Consider the following 24546-nt stretch of genomic DNA (forward strand, 5'->3'; position numbering starts at 1 on the left):
GCCGGGCTCCCCGAAGAACAGGGGCGCCCGGCACAGCCGGTTCAACGCCCCCGCAACTCCCGGTACTTACGAACAAGCACAGTGGTCGAGGCATCCAACCCCGGCACCGAAGCCCCCTCCGAAAGAGCGGGCTCAATCCGCTTGGCCAGCACCTTCCCCAACTCGACCCCCCACTGGTCGAACGAGTCGATGTTCCACACAGCCCCTTGCACAAACACCTTGTGCTCATAGAGGGCGATCAACTGCCCCAACACGGAAGGCGTCAACGACTTCGCCAAGATCGTCGTCGTCGGGTGATTCCCCCGGAACGTCTTGTGCGGCACCAACTCCTCCGGCACCCCCTCCGCCCGCACCTCGTCCGGCGTCTTGCCGAAGGCCAACGCCTGCGTCTGCGCGAAGAAGTTGGCCATCAGCAGATCGTGTTGGGCGACGAGTCCCGGCTGAAGATCGGCGACCGGCTCGGCGAACCCGATGAAGTCTGCGGGAATCAGCTTGGTGCCCTGATGGATCAACTGGTAGTACGCGTGCTGCCCGTTGGTCCCGGGCGTGCCCCACACCACCGGCCCGGTCTGCCACTCGACGGGCACCCCGTCCCGCCCGACGGACTTACCGTTGGACTCCATGTCCAACTGCTGGAGATACGCGGTGAACTTGGACAGATAGTGCGAGTACGGCAGCACCGCGTGCGACTGCGCGTCATGGAAGTTGCCGTACCAGATGCCGAGCAGACCGAGCAGCAGCGGCACATTCTGCTCGGGCGGCGCGTTACGGAAGTGGCGGTCGACGGTGTGGAAGCCGTCGAGCATCTCGCGGAACCGGTCCGGACCGATCGCGATCATCAGCGACAGACCGATCGCCGAGTCGTACGAGTAACGCCCGCCGACCCAGTCCCAGAACTCGAACATGTTCGCCGTGTCGATGCCGAAGTCGGCGACCTTGCCGGCGTTGGTCGACAGCGCCACGAAATGCTTGGCCACGGCGTCCTGACCGGCCCCCAGCTCACCGAGGAGCCAACCGCGCGCGGAGGTCGCGTTGGTGATGGTCTCGATCGTCGTGAACGTCTTCGACGCGATGATGAACAGCGTCTCGGCGGCGTCCAGGTCCCGGACCGCCTCGTGCAGATCGGCACCGTCCACGTTCGACACGAAACGCACCGTCAGATCGCGGTCGGTGAAGGACCGCAGCACCTCGTACGCCATCGCCGGACCGAGGTCGGAGCCGCCGATACCGATGTTGACGACGTTCCTGATCCGCTTGCCGGTGTGCCCGGTCCACTCGCCGGAGCGCACCTTGTCCGCGAAGGCGCTCATCTTGTCGAGTACGGCGTGCACCTCGGGCACGACATTGCGCCCGTCGACCTCGATCACCGCGTCACTGGGGGCGCGCAGCGCGGTGTGCAGGACGGCGCGGTCCTCAGTGGTGTTGATCTTGTCACCGCGGAACATCGCGTCACGCAGTCCGTACACGTCGGCCGCCGCCGCCAGCTCCCGCAGCAGCCGCAATGTCTCGTCCGTGACCAGGTGCTTGGAGTAGTCGACGTACAGGTCGCCGACCTGGAGCGTGTACGTGCCGCCGCGGTCCGGATCCGCCGCGAACAGCTCGCGCAGCTGTACCTCGCCCTGCTCCTCCCGGTGCTTCGCCAGCGCGCTCCACTCGGGCGTCTGATTGAGCCTGGTACGGCTTTCTGCGTTCATCTCGGGCTTCGTCCTTCTTCTCGTACCTCGGTGCGTACCTTGCCCCGCTGCACCTCCCAACCTAATTGATCAGGGCCGCCCGCGGTCGACCGTCAGGTGTCGGTGACGCGGACGGTCAGCACCATGACGGCGAGCGCGAACACGGCGGCGGCGAGCAGGGCCGGGGTGTTCAGCCCCCAGGCGGTGGCCACCGCGCCGCCCAGGATCGCGCCTATCGGCGCGGCGCCGATGCTGAGGGTGCGGAACGCCGAGCTGATCCGGCCGAGCATCGGCGCGGGTGCGCGCTGCTGCATCAGGGTCACCTGGTTGACGTTCCAGACCATGCCCATCAGTCCGAACACGGCGAGCGCCACGGTCAGCGCGATCAGGCTGCGCACGGTGCCCATCACGACCAGGGCGCCGGTCTGGACGCCCCCGGCGATCAGCACCGCCCGTATCCGCCCGGTCCGGTCGGCGAGGCGCCGCGCCACGAAGCCGCCGACCAGACTGCCGACCGCGTACGACGTCATCGCCGCCGCGTACCCTCCCGTGCCCGCGTCCAGCCAGCCGGTGGCGAGCAGGACCAGTGTGGCGATGAGGGCGCCCATGCCGACATTGGTCAGGGCCGTGGCCGTGCACAGCGCGCGCAGGGCCCGGTCCCGCCACAGGGCGCGTATCCCCTCGGAGATGTCGCCGCGCAGGGTGCTGCCGGAGGGGCGCGGGTCGCGTGTGGGCGTGGGGACGCGCAGGGTGGCGAGGAGGGCGGCGGCGAGCAGATAGGTCACCGCGTCGGCCGCGAAGGGCGCCGCGGCGCCCAGGGTGAGGATCAGCGGCACCAGCGGGGTGGCGAGGAGGCCGCCCGCGATCTGCTGTCCGGTCATGAGCCGGGCGTTCGCCCCGGCCAGTGCCTCGCGGTCCACGAGGGTGGGCAGGAGGGCGGTGGCGGCGTTGTCGAAGAGCGTCTGGAGGGTGGTGAGGGTGAAGGCGAGCGCGATGAGCAGCCCGATGGTGGCGTGGTCGAGCGCCACGGCCACCGCGAAGGCGGCGACGAGCAGGCCCCGCGCGACATCCGCCGACCACATGGCGCGGCGCTGGTCGACCCGGTCGGCGACCGCTCCGCCGAGGAGTCCGAAGACGATCCAGGGCAGATAGCCGCACGCCGTCACGGTCGCGATGAGCAGCGGCTCATCGGTGAGCGAGGCGGCCAGCAGGGGAAGCGCCGCGGTGCGCAGCGCGTCCCCGAAGCGGGAGAGCACGGCGGCCGTCCACAGCCGTCCGAATCCCCCGCGCCAGGCCGGCGCACGGACCGCCACCGCTTCGGTCGTCGTCACTCGTTCCCCTCCCGATCACCTTGACGGCAAAGGTAGAGGGCAGCACTGACAATCGACCGCGCAGAGGTCCGGCGACGGCGAAGACAGGTCCGGCCGGACACCTTGTGGTGTCCGGCCGGTCTCAACTCCTAGGTCCTGTCGTCAAAATGGCGTCGTTCGCCCGGAGCGCGGCAGACGGCAGTTTGACGACAGGGCCTAGATCTCGCCCCGCAGTTTGGCGAGGGCTTCGGCGAGGATCGCCTCGCCGTCCGCGTCGCTGCGCCGCTCACGGACGTAAGCGAGGTGCGTCTTGTAGGGCTCGGTCCGCGGCGGGTCCGGGGGGTTGTCCCGGTCCTGCCCGGCCGGAAAGCCGCAGCGCGGGCAGTCCCAGGTCTCGGGAACCTGCGCGTCGCTGGCGAAGCTCGGCTGCGTCTCGTGCTCGTTCGAGCACCAGAAGGAGATGCGCAGCCGTGGCGCGGACTCGCCACGCTCGGCCTCGCCCATCGGCCCCGCCCCGACCCGGCTTCCTCGGATCGCGTTGCCACTTGCCACGGTCGTAACTCCCTGCGTGATGGTGCCGCGAAACGAGTCGGCGAGTCGCTTCGCTGCGGGCGCCTCAGTCTACGTAAGGCCCAACGCGCGTCCAGTGATTGGAGTTACACCCCCACCCCTTAGACGCAAGCCCCATGATAGGCCGCGCCCGAGGGCGCGGACCGGACATGGGGCCCAGGTGTGCTGTGTGCGATGGCGATGAACGTCAGTTGTTGACCTTCATCATCACACCGAGCGTGACAACACACACGAACCACAGCAAACCGACCACGACGGTAATGCGGTCCAGGTTGCGTTCGGCGACCGAAGAGCCGCCGACGGACGACTGCATACCGCCACCGAACATGTCGGACAGACCGCCGCCCTTGCCCTTGTGCATCAGCACCAGCAGCATCAGCAGCAGGCTGAAGACGATCAGGGCGATCGAAAACCCCATGACCACAGCTGAACTCCCTTTCCGGGGTCTTCCCTCGGATCTTGATGGACGACGCGGGGGCCGAAGCCTACCCGGTGGGCCGGGCGTCGGCCCCCGCAAGAGTACGACGGATCGCGGCTAGCGCATACTCACTGGTCTCGGAAGCGCACGATCTTGACGAACTCGTCCGCGTCGAGCGCCGCGCCGCCGACGAGAGCACCGTCGACATCGGGCTGCGCCATGATCGCGGCGACGTTGCCGGACTTCACGGAGCCGCCGTACTGGATACGGACCTGGTCGGCCAGCTCCTGGCTGTACAGCTCGGCGAGCCGGCCGCGGATCGCGCCGCAGACTTCCTGCGCGTCCTCGGGGGTCGCGACCTCACCGGTGCCGATGGCCCACACCGGCTCGTAGGCGATCACGATCGACTCGGCCTGCTCGGCGGGAAGGTCCTTGAGGGCGCCGTCGAGCTGGTTCAGCGTGTAGGAGACCTGCTCGCCCGCCTTGCGGACGTCCAGGCCCTCGCCGATGCAGAGGATCGGCGTGAGGCCGTGCTTGTAGGCGGCCTTCACCTTGGCGTTGCACAGCTCGTCGGTCTCGCCGTGGTACTGGCGCCGCTCGGAGTGGCCGACGGCGACATAGGTGCACTTCAGCTTGGCCAGCATGGATCCGGAGATCTCGCCGGTGTAGGCGCCGGAGTCGTGGGCCGAGATGTCCTGGGCGCCGTACTTGATCTTCAGCTTGTCGCCGTCGACGAGGGTCTGTACGGACCGCAGGTCGGTGAAGGGCGGCAGGACGGAGACCTCGACGGCGTCGTAGTCCTTGTCGGAGAGCGCGAAGGCGAGCTTCTGGACGTGGGCGATGGCCTCAAGGTGGTTGAGGTTCATCTTCCAGTTGCCCGCCATCAGCGGCGTGCGGGTGGTCTGATTCGTCATGGCGGGTGTCAGTTCTCCAGTGCGGCGAGGCCGGGGAGCGTCTTGCCCTCAAGGTATTCGAGGGAGGCGCCGCCACCGGTCGAGATATGGCCGAATGCCTGCTCGTCGAAGCCCAGGATCCGCACGGCCGCGGCGGAGTCGCCGCCGCCGACGACCGTGAAGGCCCGGGAGTCGAGGAGTGCCTGGGCGACCGCCTTGGTGCCCTCGGCGTAGTCGGGGTGCTCGAAGACGCCCATGGGTCCGTTCCAGAAGACGGTGGCGGCGTCGGCGAGCTTCGACGCATACAGCTTGCGGGACTCCGGGCCGATGTCGAGGCCCATCTGGTCGTCGGGCATGGCGTCCGCGGCGACCGTGTTCGGGTGCGCCGGGGCCTTGCTCTTGAGGTCGGGGAACTCCGGCGCGGTCAGGACGTCGACGGGGAGCACGAACTCCACGCCGCGCTCCTTCGCGCGCGTGAGGTACTCCCGTACCGCCGAGATCTGGTCCTCCTGGACGAGGGACGTGCCGATCTCGTGGCCCTGGGCCTTGAGGAAGGTGAAGACCATGCCGCCGCCGATGAGGATGCGGTCGGCCTTCTCCAGGAGGTGGTCGATCACGCCGAGCTTGTCGGAGACCTTGGCGCCGCCGAGGACGACGACGTAGGGCCGCTGGACGTCCTCGGTGAGCTTCTTGAGGACGCCGACCTCGGTGGCGATGAGGTAGCCCGCGTAGTGCGGCAGCCGGGCGGGGAGGTCGTACACCGACGCGTGCTTGCGGTGGACCGCGCCGAAGCCGTCGCCGACGTAGATGTCGGCGAGGGCGGCGAGCCGGTCGGCGAACTCGCCGCGCTCGGTGTCGTCCTTGGAGGTCTCGCCCGGGTTGAAGCGCAGGTTCTCGATCACGGCGACCTGGCCGGGCTGAAGCCCGTCGACGGCCTCGTGCGCGGCGGGGCCGACGGTGTCCTGGGCGAACGCGACGGGCCCGCCGAGGAGTTCACCGAGCCGCTCGGCGGCGGGCAGCAGCGAGAACGCCGGATCGGGGGCGCCTTTGGGGCGGCCCAGGTGAGAGGCGACGACGACCTTGGCGCCCGCCGCGACGAGTGCCTTGACGGTCGGCAGGACGGCGCGGATGCGGCCGTCGTCGGTGATGATGCCGTCGGCGAGCGGCACGTTGAGGTCGGCGCGGACGAAGACCCGCTTGCCGTCGACGCCTTCGGCGAGAAGTTCCTCGATGGTCTTCAAGAGTGGCTCCTTGGGAGGGCTCTGATCAGGGCTGTGCACGCCGACCGCGCTTACCGGCTGCGCAGATCGGCCGTGCACGCGTCACAGGGCTCGGGCGGCGCCGCGTCGCGCCAGCCCGAGCCCTGTGACCCACATGGAGTTGCCTGCCGTATCGGCTCTACGGATTCAGAGCTGCTCGCCGACGAAGACGGTGAGGTCGACGAGGCGGTTGGAGTAGCCCCACTCGTTGTCGTACCAGCCGAGGATCTTCACCGTGTTGCCGTCCTGAACCATGGTCAGGGAGGCGTCGAAGGTGCAGGAGGCCGGGTCGCTGACGATGTCCGACGACACGATCTCGTCCTCGGTGTAGACCAGGTAGCCCTTGAGGTCGCCGTCGTCGGCCGCCTTCTTGAACGCGGCGTTGACCTCGTCCTTGGTGACCTCGCGCTGGAGCGTCACGACCAGGTCGGTGGCCGAACCGGTCGGGACCGGCACGCGCATGGCGATGCCGTCCAGCTTGCCCTTGAGCTGCGGGAGGACCAGCGCGGTGGCCTTGGCGGCACCCGTGGTGGTCGGGATGATGTTCTCCGCGGCGGCGCGGGCGCGGCGCAGGTCCTTGTGCGGGAAGTCCAGGATGCGCTGGTCGTTGGTGTAGGCGTGGACCGTCGTCATCAGGCCCTTGACGATGCCGAAGTTCTCGTCGAGAACCTTGGCCATCGGCGCCACACAGTTGGTGGTGCAGGACGCGTTCGAGATGACGTGGTGGTTCGCCGGGTCGTACTTGTCCTGGTTGACGCCCATCACGATGGTGATGTCCTCGTCCTTGGCCGGAGCCGAGATGAGGACCTTCTTGGCGCCGCCGGCGATGTGCTTCTCGGCGTCGGACTTCTTGGTGAAGATGCCGGTCGACTCGATGACGACGTCGACCCCCAGCTCGCCCCACGGGATGTCGGCGGGGTTGCGCTCGGAGAGCACCTTGATGGTGTGGCCGTCGACGGTGATGGTGTCGGCGGTGTGGGTCACCTCGGCCTTGAGGCGGCCCAGGATGGTGTCGTACTTCAGCAAGTGGGCCGTGGTCGCAGTGTCACCCAGGTCGTTGACAGCCACGATCTCGATGTCTGCACCCTGCTCCAGCAGCGCGCGGAAGTAGTTACGACCGATGCGGCCAAAGCCGTTGATGCCTACGCGGATCGTCACGAACCGATCTCCTCGTTAGGTACGCCGGCTTTCGACGCCGGCGAGTTGTATGGGATGTCCCCGACCGCCTCCGACCCTACCTCCCCGGGGCGCCCGCGGTGACATCCAGCGTGCCCTTCCGCGCCGAAGCACCGGCGCGGGAGCGGCACGCGGGCCCGTACCGCTGAGTAGCGGTACGGGCCCGGGGACCTGGGGTCCTCACGCGTGGGGGCACGTGTGCTCATGCGTGCCCCCACGCGCGCGTACGTGCGGATCAGCGCTTCAGGGACGCCAGTGCCTTGCCCATGAGCTTCGCCCGCTCCTTGGCGCCGGGCACGTGCTCGAACCCGAAGCCGAGCAGGACGGTGTCACGCGTGGTGACCGCCGCGTAGGTCCGGTACAGCTCGCCGGTGCGCGCCCAGGCGCCGCTCGCGCGGGGGCTGCCGGCCGGTGGCGGGGTGGCGGTCCAGGCGCCGAGCGACGCCTCGAAGCCCTCGGTGTCCTTGACCGCGCCGCCGACGACCAGCTGTACCTCGTCGGCGAAGAGGCCGCGGCCTCCGCTGGACGGGTCGGTGACATAGCTCAGGGACAGTTCGACCTTCTTGCCCGCGTAGGCGCTCAGGTCGAAGGAGACCTGCTTCCAGCCGCCGGAGGAGCCCGTGAAGCTGTTCCAGGCGCCGCTGGTACCGGTGGCGGTGCAGCCGTCCGTGGTCTGCGTCAGATAGTGGCGCAGGAACGGGTGGCCGTTGATGAAGAACCCGGCGCCGCACTCCTCGGGGACGGTGGTCGAGGTGCCGCCGTTCCGGTCGGGGAGCGTCGTCCAGTCCTCGGCGCCCGCGGTACGGGCCTCCAGGAGGCCGTGGTCGTAGCCCGGCTCGACGTTCCAGTTCAGGGCGGCCCGCAGCTGGGGCGCGTCGGCCGCCGAGACCCCGGTGAGGTCCACGGTCCGGGTCAGCCGCTTCCAGTCCTGGTCGGTGTGGACGGCGGACGCCATGCCATGGCCCGCGTACGGCGCGTACGGGTTGGTGAGCGCCGGGTAGCCGCCCCCGGCGGCGCTCCTGAACTGCGGGAACTCCTTCGCGGGCAGGCTCTCGGAGGTGACGGAGTAGCGGCCCGCCGCGTCGAGCGGGTTGCCGGTCGCACCGGCCAGCGGGGTGGTGACGCCGCCGAGCGCGCCCGCGCCCGCGAAGCCGTCCGCACCGGGTGCGGAGAGGCGTTCGTAGGCGCCCAGGAAGTACTGCGCGAAATCGTCCGACAGGGCGCGGCCCAGGTTGACGTTGCCGCCCGCCCGCTCGCCGGCCTCGATCAGCTTGCCGCCCTCGTTGAGGTAGTCCCGCAGGGCGAGCTGGGTGGCCGCTCCCGGGACGCCGGCGCCCGTGTAGTGGACGACGGCTCCGAAGTGCGCCAGGACGGCACCGGGGTGCGGTACGCCCTGCGTGGCGACGTCCCAGACGACCGCGGTGCGGCCGTTGTCCTTGAGGGCGTCGACGTACTCCTGGGCGTGCTGGGCCGCCGCGCCCTCCTCGGCGACGACGAGGACGGACGCCTTGGGGCGTGCGGCGACCGTGTAGGTGAAGTGCTCACTGGAGACGGTCTTCCCGCGCGTGGCGCTGCCGATGAACCACACCTCGACCTTGTCGCCCACGCGCGCGTGCTCAATCTCGGCGCGGTACTCGTCGAAGTAGAGGTTGTCCTCGCCTCCGTAGGTCTCGCCGCCCTTCCACGCCTTGAGGCGCTCGTGCTGGACCCGGCCGCCGTTGACGCGGTAGGCGACCTCCTTGTCGCGTACGGACCTGCGTGCCGTCACGGCGACTTCCTGGTCGTCCTCGCGCGCGTAGGAGGTGGAAAAGGTGTCGGGCGTGAAGTCGGGGGCGTCGATCCCGGGGACCGAGACGGGCTGGTCCGGGTGGGACGCGGTCTCGGCGACGGCGAGCGCGAAGGGGACGTTCTTCTCGAACTCCTCCTGGATCAGCTTCTCGTCGTCGGGGAAGGTGAAGACGGAGGCGCAGTCGCGGGCCTCCCAGGCGTCGTTCGGGTCGAGCGCGGACACGGTCTGGCACGTCGACATCTCGGGCGTGAACATCGCCATGCCGTTGACGTTGCCCGCCTGTCCGTCGGCCTCGCCGTTGGTGGTGTACAGCTCCGACGAGACCTGGGGGCGGTAGCCGGGGATCGCGGGCTTCTCGGGGGTGCCGGCGAGTGCCTTGTAGAGCACGTCGTCGGGGGTGGGGGTCGCGACCTGCCACCCGACGCCGTAGAGCAGGAGTTGGGCGGCGGAGTGGTAGTTGATGCCGTAGGTGAAGCCGATGCGCTTCTGGAACCGGTCGAGTGCCGTGGTCTCGGGCTCGGACATGGGTGAGGCGCCGCGGTAGGTCTCCGACGCGGGTTCGGGGGACGAACCCTCGTTGTCGTAGCCCCACTTGTAGGCGAAGTTGCGGTTCAGGTCGACGCCGTCGCCGCTGGTGATCTGCCCGTCGCCGTCGACGTCCCGCAGGTTCTTGCGCCACTGGCGGTTGGCGTCGGAGGCGTGCGTGAAGTCGTAGCCGTCGGGGTTGGCGGACAGCACGAACCACAGTTCGGTGGAGTCGACGAGCTTCTTGACCCGGCTGTCCTTGCGGTAGTTGTCGAGGTAGTAGTGCATCAGCCGCCGGGTCATCTCCGGGGTGATCCACTCGCGCGCGTGCTGGTTGGACATGTAGAGCACGGAGGGCTTGGCGCCGTCCTTGGACGTACGGGCGCCCTTGCTCAGCTTGAGGGCGAGGATGTCCTGACCGCCCACGGTCTTGCCGATGGAGACGACCTTGGTGAGGTCGGGATGGGCCTGTCCCGTCTTGACGATCTCCTCCTGGAGGCCGCCCTTGCCGCTGTACGGCCGGAAGACGCCGTCGCCGGCGGCGCTCAGCCTCTTCTCGGTCTTCGCGGAGACGGTGTGTTCGGTGACCTCGACGCCCTGCCGCTCCAGTTTCGCGGCCTGGGTGTCGGTGAGGTACAGCTCGACGCGGGCGGTGCCCTTGGCGGGTGCCTGCGCGCTGAGTTCGTGGGCGTCCTGCCCGGCCCTCAGGAGCAGCGGGATCTGCTCCCGGGTGACATCGGCCTCGAAGACCTTGACGGCGGCCGGATCCTCGGCCGCCTTCTGGGTCGTGGCCTGGGCCAGTGGTGCGGCGGCGATGCCGCCGAGGAGAAGCGCGCCCGCGGCGAGGATCGATCTCGCTCTTCGTCTCATGAGCCCCCCTTGCTGTTGTCCGGCACATGTGTGCGCAGACGCCAGGCTCATGACGCTTCATGATCATGTCAATATGGCGTACCACCCCCGCACCGGGCGAAAGTGCCGGTGCGGGGGGTTGCCTTTGCGGGTGTGTACGAGGGGCCGGTACGGGGGGCCGCAGAGGGTCAGCCGACCAGGTTGTCGGCCATCTCCTCGGTCAGGTTCGACTCCGTCCCCGGAATTCCCAGGTCGGACGCGCGCTTGTCGGCCATCGCGAGCAGCCGGCGGATCCGTCCGGCGACCGCGTCCTTGGTCAGCGGCGGATCGGCGAGCGCGCCCAGTTCCTCCAGGGATGCCTGCTTGTGCTCCATACGCAGCCGTCCGGCCGCCGCGAGATGCTCCGGCACCTCCTCGCCGAGGATCTCCAGGGCGCGCTGCACGCGCGCGCCGGCGGCGACGGCGGCGCGCGCCGAGCGGCGCAGATTGGCGTCGTCGAAGTTGGCGAGCCGGTTGGCGGTGGCGCGCACCTCGCGCCGCATCCGCCGCTCCTCCCACGCCAGCACCGACTCGTGCGCGCCGAGCCGGGTCAGCAGCGCGCCGATCGCGTCGCCGTCGCGGACGACGACCCGGTCCACGCCCCGTACCTCACGGGCCTTCGCGGCGATCGAGAGCCGACGAGCGGCGCCGACCAGGGCGAGCGCCGCCTCCGGTCCGGGGCAGGTCACTTCGAGCGAGGACGAGCGGCCCGGCTCGGTGAGCGAGCCGTGCGCCAGGAAGGCCCCGCGCCAGGCCGCCTCGGCGTCGCAGGTGGCCCCCGAGACCACCTGCGGCGGCAGACCCCTGATGGGGCGCCCACGGCCGTCCACGAGGCCCGTCTGGCGGGCCAGCTGGTCGCCGCCCGCGACGACCCGGACCACGAAGCGGGAACCCCGGCGCAGTCCGCCCGGGGCCATCACGATCAGCTCGGAGCTGTGCCCGAAGATCTCCAGGATGTCCCGCTTGAGCCGGCGCGCCGCCATCGCGGTGTCCAGCTCCGCCTCGATCACGATGCGTCCGCTCACCAAATGCAGCCCGCCCGCGAACCGCAGGATCGACGAGACCTCCGCCTTTCTGCAGCAGGTCCGGGTGACGGGAAGCCGGGAGATCTCGTCCTTCACCGCTGCCGTCATCGCCATGGGCCGATCCTTCCATGCATCCGAAAAATACGGTCGTACGCGGCGGCCAACAGCTCCGGGTCATGCCTCGGGCTGCCGTCGGGCCGGGCCACCGGGGCCAGCTCGACCGCGGCACCGAACCGCTCGGCTGCCTCGGTCAGCGACTCCCGGTCGGGCACGGCTGCCTCGTCGGCCAGCACCACGTCCAGGGCGAGTTTAGGGGCGTGTCGTCCCAAAACCTCCAAATGACGCTGCGGGGAGAACCCCTCGGTTTCTCCCGGTTGAGGGGCGAGGTTCAGTGACAGGACACGGCGCGCCTTTGTCCCGGCCAGCGCGTCCCGCAGCTCCGGCACCAGCAGATGCGGGATCACCGAGGAGAACCAGGAGCCCGGTCCGAGCACCACCCAGTCCGCGTCGAGCACCGCGGCGACGGCCTCGGGGACCGCCGGCGGGTCGTTCGGCACCAGGTGCACGGACTGCACCTCGCCGGGTGTGAGCGCGACGGTGGCCTGTCCGCGGACCGTGTCGATGTCGTCCGGACGGGCCAGGTCATGACCCCGTACGAGCGCCTCCAGCTCCAGCGGTACGGCGGACATCGGCAGGACCCTGCCGTGCGCGCCGAGGAGCTTCCCGACCAGGTCAAGGGCCTGTACATGGTCGCCGAGCTGTTCCCACAGGGCGACGATCAAAAGGTTGCCGACGGCGTGGCCGTGCATCTCGCCCTGGGACTGGAAGCGGTGCTGGATGACGCGGGCCCAGGTCTGGCCCCAGTCGTCGTCCCCGCAGAGCGCGGCCAGCGCCTTGCGGAGATCGCCGGGCGGCAGTACGCCCAGCTCGTCGCGGAGTCGTCCGCTGGAGCCGCCGTCGTCGGCGACCGTGACGACGGCGGTGAGGTCTCCGGTGATCCGGCGGAGCGCGGCGAGGGACGCGGACAGGCCCATGCCGCCGCCGAGCGCGACGACCTTCGGCTGGGTGCCGCGGCGGCGGACCCGCTCGGGCTTTTCACCCGGATGGCCGGTAGTGGTCCCGCGCAGTCGGCCCAGTCGGCTCAACCGGAGCGTGCGAGCGGTCATTCGCGGCCCATGTCCCGGTGGACGACGACGGTCTCGACGCCTTCCGCCGCGAGGCGCGCGGCGAGCTTCTCCGACATGGCGACGGAGCGGTGCTTGCCGCCGGTGCAGCCGACGGCGATGGTCACATAGCGCTTGCCCTCGCGGCGGTACCCGGCGGCGATGAGCTGGAGCAGCTCCGCGTACCGGTCGAGGAACTCCTTGGCGCCCGGCTGGTTGAAGACATAGCCGGCCACCTCCTCGTTGAGACCGGTGAACGGGCGCAGTTCGGGCACCCAGTGCGGGTTCGGCAGGAAGCGCATGTCCACCACGAGGTCGGCGTCGACGGGCAGGCCGTACTTGAAGCCGAAGGACATCACCGTGGCCCGCAGCTCGGGCTCCTCCTCGCCGGCGAACTGGGCGTCCATCTTGGCGCGCAGCTCGTGGACGTTGAGGCTGGAGGTGTCGATCACCAGGTCGGCGTCGCCGCGCAGTTCGCGCAGGAGTTCCCGCTCGGCCGCGATGCCGTCGACGATACGGCCGTCGCCCTGGAGGGGGTGCGGGCGGCGGACCGACTCGAAACGGCGTACGAGCGCCTCGTCGGAGGACTCCAGGAAGACGATGCGCCGGGTGACGCCCTTGGTCTCCAGGTCGGCGAGGGATTCGCGCAGGTTGTCGAAGAAGCGGCGGCCCCGGACGTCCACGACGACCGCGATCCGGGCGACATTGCCCTGCGAGCGGGCGCCCAGCTCCACCATGGTGGGGATCAGCGCGGGCGGCAGGTTGTCCACGACGAACCAGCCGAGGTCCTCCAGACACTTGGCGGCCGTGGACCGTCCGGCGCCCGACATGCCCGAGATGATCACCAGTTCGGGGATCGCCGCCTCGGGGACCCCCGCGGCCTCGACGGTCGCGCCCGTACTCACCTGTGCTCCGCCCTCGTCCGGCTCCGCCGCCGTGTCGCCCTCCGCGCGGGCGTCGCGGTCTTCGTGTTCGTCATGCGCGGTGTGTTCGTCATGCGCGGTGTGCGCGTCGTGCTCGTTCATGGCTCCTGCCCCCGTCGCTGGTCCGAGGCGCCCGCGGACACGGGTTCCTCGTCTTCAATGATCTCTCCGGTCGCCGTGTTCACGGCGGGTGCGGCGGGCGCCGCCCGCGCGAAGGCCGCAGCGATCGTCTCGGCCGTTTTGCGACCTATCCCGGGGACCTCGCAGATCTCGTCGATTGTGGCGGACCGCAGCTTCTTCACCGAGCCGAAATGCTTGATCAGCGCCTGTTTACGGGTCTCTCCCAGACCGGGCACGTCATCGAGCGGCCCTGCCCGGAAGCGCTTGGCCCGCTTGCTGCGCTGGTAGGTGATGGCGAAGCGGTGCGCCTCGTCACGTACGCGCTGGAGGAGATACAGGCCCTCGCTGGAGCGCGGCAGGACCACCGGGTCGTCCTCGTCCGGCACCCACACCTCTTCGAGGCGCTTGGCGAGGCCGCAGACGGCGATGTCGTCGATGCCCAGCTCGTCCAGGGCCCGGTGGGCGGCGGCGACCTGCGGCTGCCCGCCGTCGACCACGACGAGCTGCGGCGGATAGGCGAAGCGCCGGGGCTTTCCGTCGTCGTCCGTGAGGCCGCCGGCGCCGTCGTCGCCCGCCCACTCCCCCGTCTTCTCCTGCTCGGCGAGGTAGCGCTTGAAGCGGCGCGTGATCACCTCGTGCATGGACCGGACGTCGTCCTGGCCCTCGAAGCCCTTGATCTGGAAGCGGCGGTACTCGCTCTTGCGCGCGAGGCCGTCCTCGAAGACGACCATCGACGCGACGACGTCGTCGCCCTGGAGGTGCGAGATGTCGTAGCACTCGATCCGCAGCGGTGCGCTGTCCAGGTCGAGTGCGGCGGCGATCTCCTCCAGCGCGCGCGAGCGCGTGGTGAGGTCGGACGCCCGCCTGGTCTTGTGCAGGACGAGTGACTGCTGGGCGTTGCGCGCGACGGTCTCCATGAGGGCCTTTTTGTCGCCGCGCTGCGGGATCCGCAGGGACACATGCGACCCTCGGCGCCCGGTCAGCCATTCCTGGACCGGTTCGGCCGGGTCGGGCAGCGCCGGGACGAGCACCTCCTTGGGCACCGAGTCGCCGCTCTCCTCGCCGTAGAGCTGCTGGAGCGCGTGCTCCACGAGGTCACCGGTGGTGACGGCCTCGACCTTGTCGGTGACCCAGCCGCGCTGACCGCGCACGCGTCCGCCCCGGACGTGGAAGATCTGGACGGCCGCTTCCAGCTCGTCCTCGGCGACCGCGATGAGGTCGGCGTCGGTGGCGTCCGCGAGCACGACGGCGTTCTTCTCCATCGCCTTGCGCAGCGCCTCGATGTCGTCGCGCAGACGGGCCGCCCGCTCGTACTCCATCTCCTCGGCGGCTTCCCTCATCCCCTGTTCGAGTCGGCGGATGTAGGTGCCCGTACGGCCGGCCATGAAGTCGCAGAACTCCTCGGCCAGTTCGCGGTGTTCCTCGGCCGAGACACGGGAGACACAGGGCGCCGAGCACTTGCCGATGTAGCCGAGGAGGCAGGGGCGGCCGGTCCTGGCGGCGTTCTTGAACACCCCGGCGGAGCAGGTCCGTACGGGGAAGACCCGCAGCAGCAGGTCGACGGTGTCGCGGATCGCCCACGCGTGTCCGTACGGGCCGAAGTAGCGCACGCCTTTGCGTTTGTGTCCACGCATCACCTGTACGCGCGGGAACTCCTCGTTCATCGTCACGGCGAGATACGGATAGCTCTTGTCATCGCGGTACTTGACGTTGAACCGGGGGTCGTACTCCTTGATCCAGGAGTACTCCAGCTGAAGGGCCTCGACCTCCGTGGACACCACGGTCCACTCCACGGAGGCCGCGGTGGTCACCATGGTGCGCGTGCGCGGGTGCAGATTCGCCAGGTCCTGGAAGTAGCTGGCGAGGCGCTGGCGCAGGCTCTTGGCCTTGCCGACGTAGATCACGCGCCGGTACTCGTCACGGAACTTGTAGACCCCCGGCGAGTCGGGGATCTGTCCCGGCTTGGGGCGGTAGCTGGAGGGGTCTGCCATGCCTCACACCCTACTGGCGCGCACCGACAGAGCGAGGTCCGGGCAGGCCGGTGCACGGCGGTCGGACACGGGCCGCGTGACCGTGCCGCCCGGGGTTCCGGGGCCGCCGGGGGCACGGTCGCGATCACCCGGCGGCCGGGCTGGGGAGGGATGGCCGCCGGGGGTCCGTCGGGCGCGGGTGGGCGCGCCTTCGCGCGGGATGCGATACGGGCCGGGGCGCCTCCGACCGGTGAGGCGGATACGTCTGGGGGCGCCCCGTGCGTCACCTGCCCGTGGTGCCTCGGCGGCGTCGCAGCGCCGCGCCCCCTATCAGCGCCAGGGCGGCCAGCGCGCCGAGCCCGGCCAGCGCCGAGGCCACGGTGACGGGACCGCCCATGGTGTCCCCGGGTTCCGGGGTCGCCGACGCGGGCTGCTGCGGGGACGCGCCGTAGCCGCCCGCCTTGCCGGACTTCGCGTACGCCGATCCGGCGAGCTTGTCGCCGTAGGCGCGGTGGACCCGCTCACGGTACGCGTCGAGCGTGATGGCCTTCGCGCCGATCGCCCGGCGCGCGTCCTCGTCGAGCGGCACCACGCGCGCGTTCCGTTGGACGTACCAGGCGTCGATCTGCGGTTCCTGGAAGACGGTTCCGCCGGGCAGCTTTCGCTCGCCGAGGGCGGCGTACCGGGTCTCGTCGTCGCCGGACGCGATGTTCACGATCCGCCAGGCGCCGTCCAGCCGCGCGGTCCACAGGGACGCCTTGCGCCCGTCGGACGCGACGGCCTCGCTGGCCAGGAACTCCAGGTCGGCGACGGGGGCGTCCTCGCGGCCCGCGACGAAGTCCGCCGACAGGTGGTACACGGGCACGGCCTCGCCCTCGATACGGGGCTTGGCCGCCGCGCGCGTGAGGGCGCCGTCGCGCGCGAAGAAGCGGGCCAGCGTGTCGAGCGTCGCGGGCTGGGTGGCCACCCGGTGGGCGGCGGCGCGGGAGGCGTCCGAGGGGGCGCCGTCGGCGGTGGCCTGCGAGGCGGCGAGGCCCAGCACCAGGGTCGCCGCGGTGCCGGCGAGCAGGGCTCGCGGAATACGTCGCATCATGCGTCTCACGGTTCTCACGCCCCGATCCTGTACAGCGAGTGGGTCCAGCTGAAGGTGTTGTTGTCGACGTACCACGCGTGAGAGGCCCAGTTGTAACGCGTGTTCGAAGGCCATGGATCGCCCCAGTAGACCCAGCTGTCGGCGTCGTCGTAGCCGTACAGCACATGCATGTGACCGCCGCCGCTGGACCACTGGATCCGGGTCTCGATCGGCCGGTTCGCGTTGATCTCGCTCTGTACGGTCGGGTAGCGCAGCCATCCGGTGACGTAGGAACCCGGGTTGACGCCCGCCCAGTTCAGGCCCGTCTGGACGTTGGCCAGGTTGGCCTGCGAGTTGGGGCAGTCGCCGCCCTGGGCGCGCCCGAAGGCGGCGTTGCAGAACTGGTTCTGCGAGTAGCCGCGGCCGTACCAGGCGGCGATGGTGTTGCCGGCCGCCGCCCAGCACCAGTTGGTCTTCTGCTGCGCCTGCATGGTGATGTCCAGGCGCTTGGTGGCCGCCGCGCCGGTGGTGCCGACCGACCCGTCGGTGACGCCCGGGGCCGCTGTCGCGGTGCCGGGAAGGGCGATCAGGCTGAGCGCGGCGACGGCTGCCGTGAACAGTGAGACGCCCGTCCTCGTACCTGTGCGTGCAAGGGTTCTGATGCCTCGTCTGGTGCCGTGGGTAGTGCTGGTGTGGCGCATCGCGATCCTCCCGCGTGGGGTGGGGACTGGAGGAGCGCGTCCGGACGCTGATGTTGAGCATCAAGTGTTGTCCAGTGCAGGTCAACACGCTTCAATGCGGGGTGACTTGGGGCAGTGAACGGCGGCGTACGGATGTGAACAAGCCGGGTACGCCGACCTGCCTGACCCCTGCTACCGGCGCTGACGGCCCGACCAGCCGTTGTGAACATTCACAGAGAGGCCCCCGCATGCGGCACGGCACACACCCCATGGACGCTCCGGCCGTGGAGCTGGACACCGCCCTGAGCGCGGGTCCGTTCCATGTCGCGCTGCGGGCCGCCATCGCCGCCCGCAGTCTGTCGCTCCAGCGCGTCCAGCACCACCTCGAACGACAGGGCGTCAAGGTCGGTATCACCAGCCTGAGTTACTGGCAGCAGGGCGCCCGCCGTCCGCAGCGCCCCGAGTCGCTGCGGGCCGTGCGTGCCCTGGAGGAGATCCTGCGGCTGCCCGAGGAGTCCTTGATCCGGCTGCTCGCGCTGCAGAGCGGCGGCCCCGGCGCGGAACGGCCGCCCGCCCGCTCGTACCGCTCCCTGGTGGAGGCGTCGGGTGTCCTGGAGCGGCTGCTCGCGGACCTGGAGTCCCCGCTCGACGGCGGCCTGCACACCGTCGGCCACCACGAGCGGGTACGGATCGGGGCCTGCCGCGAGTTGCTGGGGCGCGAGTCGCACCACATCGTGCGCGCGCACAAGGACGGCATCGACCGCTATGTGGCCATCCACCACGGCGACCCGGGCTGCGCCCCGGAGCGGGTCGCGGTGCACGCCCTGGAGAACTGTCGTACGGGGCGCGTGCGGTGGCACTCCGAGACGGGGGTGCTGGTCGCGGAACTCCTCTTCGACGCGCGCCTGCGCGCGGGGGACACGCATTTGTTCCGGTACGCCTTTGAGGACGGTACGGCGGGGCAGTCCAGCGAGTACGTAAGGGGGTTCAGTTTCGCGGGCGGGCAGTACGCGCTCCAGGTGCGCTTCGCCGACGAGGCGCTGCCCGTGCGCTGTCACCGCTTCGCCCAGCACTCGGCGGCGGCACCCCGGAGCGGACGCGGGGAACTGACCCTGAGCGGCCGGCACCGCTCGGTCCACTTCGTCGAACAGCAGGTACGGGCCGGGCTTTTGGGGATCGGCTGGGACTGGGACTAGGTCGGGTCCGGCTACGCCTCGGGGCCCGCGACGAGTTTGCCGCCCTTGACGGTGACCGGCACCTCGGGCAGCGGCACGGTCGCCGGATCGTGCAGGACCTGTCCGGTCGTCGCGTCGAACTTGCTGCCGTGGCACGAGCAGATCAGCTCGGTGCCCTCCAGCGTGTTGATGGGGCATTGCGCGTGCGTACAGACCGTGCTGAACGCCTTGTAGGTCCCGTCGTCCGCGTGCGTGACCACGATCCGCTCGCCGGTGAACAGCTTGGTGGCGCCCTTGGGGACCTCCCCGGCGGATCCCAGCTCGACCGGCACGGTGGGTGCCGCGGAGGTCGCGCGGCCGGAATCGGTCGAGCAGGCGGTAAGGCCCAGGCAGGCGACGGGGGCGACGGCGGCCCCGCGCAGCACGGTGCGACGGCTGGGGATCGGGCGGCCTGACATGGCGTCTCCACGGGTTCTGCGGGTTCTGCGTCGCCCGATGACGCGCACACGGGCGCCGAGGGCTGGTCTCTTCCGTGCCGACGATACCGGCAGGGATCGCGCCGGGCGGGCCGGGGGTGGCGGGTGGGCGGCGTATGTGAGCGCGGACGCCCGCGGGTGACGTAAACGCTTACGTAAGCGTTTACGTCTCCCGTGAAATGGGATAGCTTCCGGCGTGCGCGGGCAAGGGCAGGGGCAAGGACCGGGTGGGCGGGAGGGGTTGGGATGGCGACGATGGTCGATGTGGCGCGGCGCGCCGGGGTGTCGACGGCGACGGTGTCGCATGTGCTGAACGCGACGCGGACGGTGCTCCCCGACACCCGCAGGGCGGTGCTCGACGCGATCGACGAACTGGGCTACACGCACAACACACTCGCGCGTTCGCTGGTGACGGCACGGACCCGCTCGATCGGTCTCGCGGTGTCGGCGATCAGCAACCCGTACTTCACGGAGATCCTGCAAGGCGTCGAGTCCCGGGCCCTGGAGCAGGGGTACAGCCTGCTGATCGCGGACCCGCACGACGACCCGGCACATGAGCGCGAGGTGGTCCGGCTGCTGCACGAGCGCCGCGTCGACGGCCTGATCGTCGCACCGTCCGCCGAACCCTCGGGCCTGGTCGAGTACGTACGGAGCCGTGCGGTGCCCACGGTCTTCCTGGACCGGATCGTCGACGCCCCCTTCGACCAGGTCTGCGCGGCCGGCGGCGAGCGGGTCGACGAGTTGGTGAGGCATCTGGCGGGCCTCGGACACCGCAGGATCGGGCTGGTCGCGGGGCTACCGGGGCTGAGCACCACGTCCGAGCGGATCACCGGGTACAGCACGGGTCTGGCGGGCGCCGGGCTCGCGTACCGCGAAGACCTGGTGGCGAGCGGGCATTCCGAGGCGGGGGCCGCCGAGCGGGCGACCCGGACGCTGCTGTCGGTGCCGGCGCCGCCGACCGCCCTGGTGACCGCGAACAACGCGATGACCATCGGTGCCCTGCGCGCGCTGCGGGACAGGGGGCTTCGGGTGCCGGAGGACCTGGCCCTGGTCTGCTTCGACGACTTCTCATGGGCGGACCTGTTCTCGCCCCGGCTGACGGCGGTGGCCCAGCCGAGCCGGGAGATCGGCGAGACCGCCGTACGGCTGCTGCTCGAACGGCTGGCGTCGCCCGGCGCGCCACCGCGGACCGTACGACTGCCGTGCACCCTGATCCACCGCACGTCATGCGGGTGCCCGGAGGTCCCGCGCCCTCGCGGCACCCCGGATTCCGGCGCCCCGCGCCACTGGCCCGTCACACCGAACGCCGCCGAGAAGGGAACCATGTCGTGATCGTCGTCGCCGGAGAGGCCCTGATCGATCTGGTGCCCGAGGGGGTGGGTGCGCTGGCGCCGCTGTCCCCGCGGCTCGGTGGCGGTCCGTACAACACGGCTGTGGCGCTGGGCCGGTTGGGCTCCCCCACGGCCTTCTGCTCCCGGGTGTCCGACGACGCGTTCGGTGACTCCCTGCTGGCGGGGCTGCGGGACGCGGCTGTGGATGTGACGTCGGTGCAGCGCGGACCGGAGCCGACGACGCTCGCCCTGGCCACGCTCGGAGCCGATGGTTCCGCCGCGTTCTCCTTCTATGTGGAGGGCACGGCGGACCGCCTGTTCAGGGCGCCCGATCGGCTTCCGGAGGGGACGCGGGCGGTGTCGTTCGGCACCTGTTCGCTGATCCTCGAACCGGGCGCGAGCGCGTACGAGGAGCTGATGCGGACCGCGTCGGCGCAGGGCGTGTTCACCACCCTGGATCCGAACATCCGCACCAGTCTGATCGCGGACCCGGACGCGTACCGTGCCCGTTTCCGGTCCTGGCTGCCGTCCGTCGGGCTGGTGAAGCTGTCGGTGGAGGACGCCGCCTGGCTGGGCGGCTCCCCCAAGGAGTGGCCGGCGGCGGGTCCCGCTGCGGTCGTGCTGACGCGCGGTGGCGACGGGCTGTCCGTACTCACCCGGGACGGCGCGGAGTTCGCGGTGCCGGGCGAGCGGGTCGAGGTGGTCGACACGATCGGCGCGGGCGACACGGTGAACGCGGCGCTGCTGCACCGGCTGGCGGCGCACGACGCGCTGTCGGTACCGGCGGTGGCCGCGCTGGGTGAGCCGGAGTGGCGGGACATCCTCGGGTACGCGGCCCGCGCGGCGGCCCTGACCTGCTCCCGTCCGGGCGCGCAACCGCCGTACGCGTGGGAGTTGGAGGGATCCGGGAAGGCTCCGCAGGGATCCGGGGAGGCTTCCGGGTGACGAGGTGGGGCGGCCGTCCGAAGACGACCGCCCCTCACACGCGGCTCAAGCCTTCCGCGCCCGCGTCGCCTTCTTCGCCGCGCCCGCCTGCTTCGTGGCCGCCGTCTTCTTGGTGACGGCGTTCGCCTTGGCCACATTGCTCACGGAGTTGACCTTGGCCGCCGCGACCGTCCTGGCCGGGGTCGCCTTCGCCGCGGTCTTCTTGGTGGCCCTCCGGCGCGCCGGGGGCACCTCCGCGTCGCTGATGCCCTCCGGGATCAGGATCCCGCGCAGGAACTTGCCGGTGTGGCTGGCCGGAACCGCCGCGACCCGCTCCGGGGTGCCTTCGGCGATGACCAGGCCACCGCCGTTGCCCCCCTCGGGGCCCATGTCCACGACCCAGTCGGCGGTCTTGATCACATCAAGGTTGTGCTCGATGACGATGACCGTGTTGCCCTTGTCCACGAGGCCCGACAGCACGGTGATCAGCTTGCTGATGTCCTCGAAGTGCAGGCCCGTGGTGGGCTCGTCCAGGACGTACACCGTGCGGCCCGTGGAACGCTTCTGAAGCTCCGAGGCGAGCTTCACGCGCTGGGCCTCACCGCCGGAGAGGGTCGGCGCGGACTGGCCGAGCCGGACATACCCGAGACCCACGTCGTTGAGGGTCCGCAGGTGCCGTGAGATGGCGGGCACGGCCTCGAAGAAGTCGAGTGCTTCCTCGATGGGCATGTCCAGGACCTCGGCGATGGACTTGCCCTTGTAGTGGACGTCCAAGGTCTCCCGGTTGTAGCGCGCTCCGTGGCAGACCTCGCACGGGACGTACACATCCGGCAGGAAGTTCATCTCGATCTTGATCGTGCCGTCGCCTGAGCAGTTCTCGCAGCGACCGCCCTTCACGTTGAAGGAGAACCGGCCCGGCTGATAGCCCCGTACCTTCGCCTCGGTGGTCTCCGCGAACAGCTTGCGGACATGGTCGAAGACTCCGGTGTACGTCGCCGGGTTCGAGCGGGGGGTCCGGCCGATGGGCGACTGGTCGACGTGCACGACCTTGTCCACCAGGTCGTCGCCGTCCACGCGCGTGTGGCGCCCCGGGACGCTCCGGGCGCCGTTCAGCTCGCGCGCCAGGTGGGTGTACAGGATGTCGTTGACCAGGGTCGACTTGCCGGAGCCCGAGACACCGGTGACGGCCGTGAGGACGCCCAGCGGGAACGACACGTCGATGTCCTGGAGGTTGTTCTCGCGCGCTCCGTGCACCGTGAGCTGCCGGGTGGGGTCGACCGGGCGGCGGATGTCCGGCATCGGGATCGACTTCTTGCCCGACAGATAGGTGCCGGTGATCGACTCGCTGTTGGTGAGGAGGTCCTTCAACGTGCCGCTGTGGACGACCTTGCCGCCGTGCTCACCGGCGCCGGGGCCGATGTCGACCACCCAGTCGGCGACCTTGATGGTGTCCTCGTCGTGCTCCACGACAATGAGGGTGTTGCCCATGTCACGCAGCCGGACCAGGGTCTCGATCAGCCGGTGGTTGTCGCGCTGGTGCAGGCCGATGGACGGCTCGTCCAGTACGTACAGCACGCCGACCAGGCCCGAGCCGATCTGGGTCGCGAGCCGGATGCGCTGCGCCTCGCCCCCGGAGAGGGTGCCGGCCGCGCGGTTGAGCGACAGATAGTCGAGGCCGACGTCCACGAGGAACCGCAGCCGTTCGTTGACCTCCTTGAGGACGCGCTCGGCGATCTTCTTGTCGCGCGCGCCCAGCTTCATCGCGCCCAGGAAGTCCGCGCAGTCGCTGATCGACATCGCGGAGACCTCCGCGATGGACTTCTCCATGACCGTGACGGCCAGGACGATCGGCTTGAGCCGGGTGCCCTCACAGGTGGGGCAGGGCACCTCGCGCATATAGCCCTCGAAGCGCTCCCTGCTGGCGTCGCTCTCGGCCTCGCTGTGCCGCCGCTTCACGAACGGCACGGCACCCTCGAACGGTGTGGTGTACACCCGCTCGCGGCCGTAGCGGTTGCGGTAGCGCACCTCGATCTGTGTCTTGTGGCCATACAGCAGGGCCTTCTTCGCGCGCTGCGGCAGCCCGGCGAAGGGAATGTCGGTCCGGAAGCCCAACGCGTCCGCGAGCGCCCCGACGAGCCGCCCGAAGTACTCCTTGGTGTGTCCGTGCGACCAGGGGTGGATGGCGCCCTCGTCCAGGGACTTGTCCTCGTCCGGGACGATCAGCTCGGGGTCGACCTCCATGCGGGTGCCGATGCCGGTGCAGTCCGGGCAGGCGCCGAAGGGCGAGTTGAACGAGAAGGACCTCGGCTCCAGCTCCTCGAACGACAGATCGTCGTACGGGCAGTACAGGTGCTCCGAGTACATCCGCTCGCGCTCGGGGTCGTCCTCGGGGAGGTCCACGAAGTCCAGGACCACCATGCCGCCGGAGAGGCCGAGCGCGGTCTCCACGGAGTCGGTGAGCCGGCGCTTGGCGCCGTCCTTGACGGTGAGGCGGTCGACGACCACCTCGATGGTGTGCTTCTCCTGCTTCTTCAGCGTCGGCGGCTCCGTGAGCTGGACGGTCTCGCCGTCGACCCGCGCGCGGCTGTAGCCCTTGGTCTGGAGGTCGGCGAACAGGTCGACGAACTCTCCCTTGCGCTCCCGCACCAGCGGCGAAAGGACCTGGAAGCGGCTGCCCTCGGGCAGCTCCAGGACCCTGTCGACAATGGCCTGCGGCGACTGCCGGGTGATGGGGCGCCCGCACTCGGGGCAGTGCGGCTTGCCGATCCGCGCGAAGAGCAGCCGCAGATAGTCGTAGACCTCGGTGATGGTCCCGACCGTCGAGCGCGGGTTGCGCGAGGTGGACTTCTGGTCGATGGAGACCGCCGGGGACAGTCCCTCGATGAAGTCGACGTCCGGCTTGTCCATCTGACCGAGGAACTGCCGGGCGTACGAGGAGAGCGACTCGACGTAGCGCCGCTGCCCCTCGGCGAAGATCGTGTCGAACGCGAGCGAGGACTTGCCCGACCCGGACAGACCCGTGAAGACGATGAGCGAGTCACGCGGGAGGTCGAGCGAGACGTTCTTGAGGTTGTGCTCGCGCGCGCCACGGACGATGAGACGGTCGGCCACGCCGGTCCGCACCTTTCTTGAGTGAAGCGAGGGGGCGGGGCCCCCGTCTTTCAGACTCGTCCGGTCAGGCTTTCG

Annotated in this window: 19 protein-coding genes; 3 read left to right on the forward strand and 16 right to left on the reverse strand. The window is 70.2% G+C overall.

Annotated features, from left to right (window positions below; all coding sequences use genetic code 11):
* Positions 1–41 precede the first annotated feature (41 nt).
* The 14 genes from pgi to ACFVT5_RS23570 form a co-directional block, all read right to left on the reverse strand.
* Positions 42–1694, reverse strand: coding sequence for a glucose-6-phosphate isomerase (pgi, locus tag ACFVT5_RS23505; RefSeq protein ID WP_389891235.1), 1653 nt, complete (start codon positions 1692–1694; stop codon positions 42–44).
* 92 nt (positions 1695–1786) lie between these two features.
* Positions 1787–3004, reverse strand: coding sequence for an MFS transporter (locus ACFVT5_RS23510; protein ID WP_389891238.1), 1218 nt, complete (start codon positions 3002–3004; stop codon positions 1787–1789).
* 195 nt (positions 3005–3199) lie between these two features.
* A complete protein-coding gene (locus ACFVT5_RS23515; RefSeq protein WP_362568048.1) occupies positions 3200–3535 on the reverse strand; it encodes an RNA polymerase-binding protein RbpA in 336 nt (111 codons plus the stop codon).
* Between the two features lie 205 nt (positions 3536–3740).
* Positions 3741–3971: a preprotein translocase subunit SecG gene (gene secG, locus ACFVT5_RS23520; protein ID WP_389891242.1), complete on the reverse strand. Its 231-nt coding sequence runs from the start codon at positions 3969–3971 to the stop codon at positions 3741–3743.
* Between the two features lie 128 nt (positions 3972–4099).
* Positions 4100–4885 carry a triose-phosphate isomerase gene (gene tpiA / locus ACFVT5_RS23525; RefSeq protein ID WP_389891245.1) on the reverse strand — a complete coding sequence of 262 codons (786 nt, stop codon included), beginning with the start codon at positions 4883–4885 and terminating at the stop codon, positions 4100–4102.
* A gap of 8 nt (positions 4886–4893) precedes the next feature.
* Complete coding sequence (locus ACFVT5_RS23530) at positions 4894–6105, reverse strand: phosphoglycerate kinase (RefSeq protein WP_389891248.1); 1212 nt, start codon at positions 6103–6105, stop codon at positions 4894–4896.
* 165 nt (positions 6106–6270) lie between these two features.
* The gene (gene gap, locus ACFVT5_RS23535) at positions 6271–7281 is read right to left on the reverse strand and encodes a type I glyceraldehyde-3-phosphate dehydrogenase (RefSeq protein WP_389891251.1); all 1011 of its coding nucleotides are present in this window, start codon (positions 7279–7281) and stop codon (positions 6271–6273) included.
* Between the two features lie 253 nt (positions 7282–7534).
* Positions 7535–10483: a M14 family zinc carboxypeptidase gene (locus ACFVT5_RS23540; RefSeq protein ID WP_389891254.1), complete on the reverse strand. Its 2949-nt coding sequence runs from the start codon at positions 10481–10483 to the stop codon at positions 7535–7537.
* Positions 10484–10650: 167 nt separating this feature from the next.
* Positions 10651–11640, reverse strand: a complete 990-nt coding sequence (gene whiA / locus ACFVT5_RS23545) for a DNA-binding protein WhiA (protein WP_389891257.1) — start codon at positions 11638–11640, stop codon at positions 10651–10653.
* Complete coding sequence (gene yvcK, locus ACFVT5_RS23550) at positions 11631–12692, reverse strand: uridine diphosphate-N-acetylglucosamine-binding protein YvcK (RefSeq protein ID WP_389891260.1); 1062 nt, start codon at positions 12690–12692, stop codon at positions 11631–11633. Before yvcK ends, whiA begins: the two co-directional genes overlap by 10 nt.
* A complete protein-coding gene (gene rapZ / locus ACFVT5_RS23555) occupies positions 12689–13714 on the reverse strand; it encodes an RNase adapter RapZ (RefSeq protein ID WP_389891263.1) in 1026 nt (341 codons plus the stop codon). Before rapZ ends, yvcK begins: the two co-directional genes overlap by 4 nt.
* Positions 13711–15723: an excinuclease ABC subunit UvrC gene (uvrC, locus tag ACFVT5_RS23560; RefSeq protein WP_389891267.1), complete on the reverse strand. Its 2013-nt coding sequence runs from the start codon at positions 15721–15723 to the stop codon at positions 13711–13713. Before uvrC ends, rapZ begins: the two co-directional genes overlap by 4 nt.
* Before the next feature lie 262 nt (positions 15724–15985).
* Entirely contained in the window at positions 15986–16792 is an 807-nt protein-coding gene (locus ACFVT5_RS23565; protein WP_389891930.1) for a hypothetical protein, read from the reverse strand.
* 17 nt (positions 16793–16809) lie between these two features.
* Complete coding sequence (locus tag ACFVT5_RS23570) at positions 16810–17475, reverse strand: papain-like cysteine protease family protein (RefSeq protein WP_389891270.1); 666 nt, start codon at positions 17473–17475, stop codon at positions 16810–16812.
* Between the two features lie 227 nt (positions 17476–17702).
* On the opposite strand from ACFVT5_RS23570, the gene ACFVT5_RS23575 reads away from it, so the two are divergent.
* Complete coding sequence (locus ACFVT5_RS23575; RefSeq protein WP_389891273.1) at positions 17703–18650, forward strand: hypothetical protein; 948 nt, start codon at positions 17703–17705, stop codon at positions 18648–18650.
* Positions 18651–18661: 11 nt separating this feature from the next.
* Here ACFVT5_RS23575 and ACFVT5_RS23580 read toward each other — a convergent pair whose 3' ends face one another.
* Complete coding sequence (locus ACFVT5_RS23580; protein WP_389891276.1) at positions 18662–19087, reverse strand: Rieske (2Fe-2S) protein; 426 nt, start codon at positions 19085–19087, stop codon at positions 18662–18664.
* 264 nt (positions 19088–19351) lie between these two features.
* Between ACFVT5_RS23580 and ACFVT5_RS23585 the strand changes: the two genes are divergently transcribed.
* Complete coding sequence (locus tag ACFVT5_RS23585) at positions 19352–20437, forward strand: LacI family DNA-binding transcriptional regulator (protein ID WP_389891279.1); 1086 nt, start codon at positions 19352–19354, stop codon at positions 20435–20437.
* Complete coding sequence (locus ACFVT5_RS23590; RefSeq protein ID WP_389891282.1) at positions 20434–21381, forward strand: carbohydrate kinase; 948 nt, start codon at positions 20434–20436, stop codon at positions 21379–21381. Before ACFVT5_RS23585 ends, ACFVT5_RS23590 begins: the two co-directional genes overlap by 4 nt.
* Before the next feature lie 45 nt (positions 21382–21426).
* Here the strand turns inward: ACFVT5_RS23590 and uvrA are convergent, their stop codons facing one another.
* Positions 21427–24471 (reverse strand): excinuclease ABC subunit UvrA, encoded by a 3045-nt coding sequence (gene uvrA / locus ACFVT5_RS23595; RefSeq protein WP_389891285.1) that lies wholly within the window; start codon positions 24469–24471, stop codon positions 21427–21429.
* Positions 24472–24546: the final 75 nt, after the last annotated feature.

The organism is Streptomyces sp. NPDC058001, assembly GCF_042886315.1.
In the GTDB taxonomy this organism is placed as follows: domain Bacteria; phylum Actinomycetota; class Actinomycetes; order Streptomycetales; family Streptomycetaceae; genus Streptomyces.

Coding starts and splice junctions, on each gene's coding strand:
- ACFVT5_RS23565 (WP_389891930.1), bottom strand. CDS start 16,792: ATGCGACGTATTCCGCGAGCCCTGCTCGCCGGCACCGCGGCGACCCTG.
- ACFVT5_RS23580 (WP_389891276.1), bottom strand. CDS start 19,087: ATGTCAGGCCGCCCGATCCCCAGCCGTCGCACCGTGCTGCGCGGGGCC.
- rapZ (WP_389891263.1), bottom strand. CDS start 13,714: ATGAACGAGCACGACGCGCACACCGCGCATGACGAACACACCGCGCAT.
- ACFVT5_RS23570 (WP_389891270.1), bottom strand. CDS start 17,475: ATGCGCCACACCAGCACTACCCACGGCACCAGACGAGGCATCAGAACC.
- whiA (WP_389891257.1), bottom strand. CDS start 11,640: ATGGCGATGACGGCAGCGGTGAAGGACGAGATCTCCCGGCTTCCCGTC.
- ACFVT5_RS23540 (WP_389891254.1), bottom strand. CDS start 10,483: ATGAGACGAAGAGCGAGATCGATCCTCGCCGCGGGCGCGCTTCTCCTC.
- ACFVT5_RS23575 (WP_389891273.1), top strand. CDS start 17,703: ATGCGGCACGGCACACACCCCATGGACGCTCCGGCCGTGGAGCTGGAC.
- secG (WP_389891242.1), bottom strand. CDS start 3,971: ATGGGGTTTTCGATCGCCCTGATCGTCTTCAGCCTGCTGCTGATGCTG.
- uvrC (WP_389891267.1), bottom strand. CDS start 15,723: ATGGCAGACCCCTCCAGCTACCGCCCCAAGCCGGGACAGATCCCCGAC.
- pgi (WP_389891235.1), bottom strand. CDS start 1,694: ATGAACGCAGAAAGCCGTACCAGGCTCAATCAGACGCCCGAGTGGAGC.
- ACFVT5_RS23585 (WP_389891279.1), top strand. CDS start 19,352: ATGGCGACGATGGTCGATGTGGCGCGGCGCGCCGGGGTGTCGACGGCG.
- tpiA (WP_389891245.1), bottom strand. CDS start 4,885: ATGACGAATCAGACCACCCGCACGCCGCTGATGGCGGGCAACTGGAAG.
- yvcK (WP_389891260.1), bottom strand. CDS start 12,692: ATGACCGCTCGCACGCTCCGGTTGAGCCGACTGGGCCGACTGCGCGGG.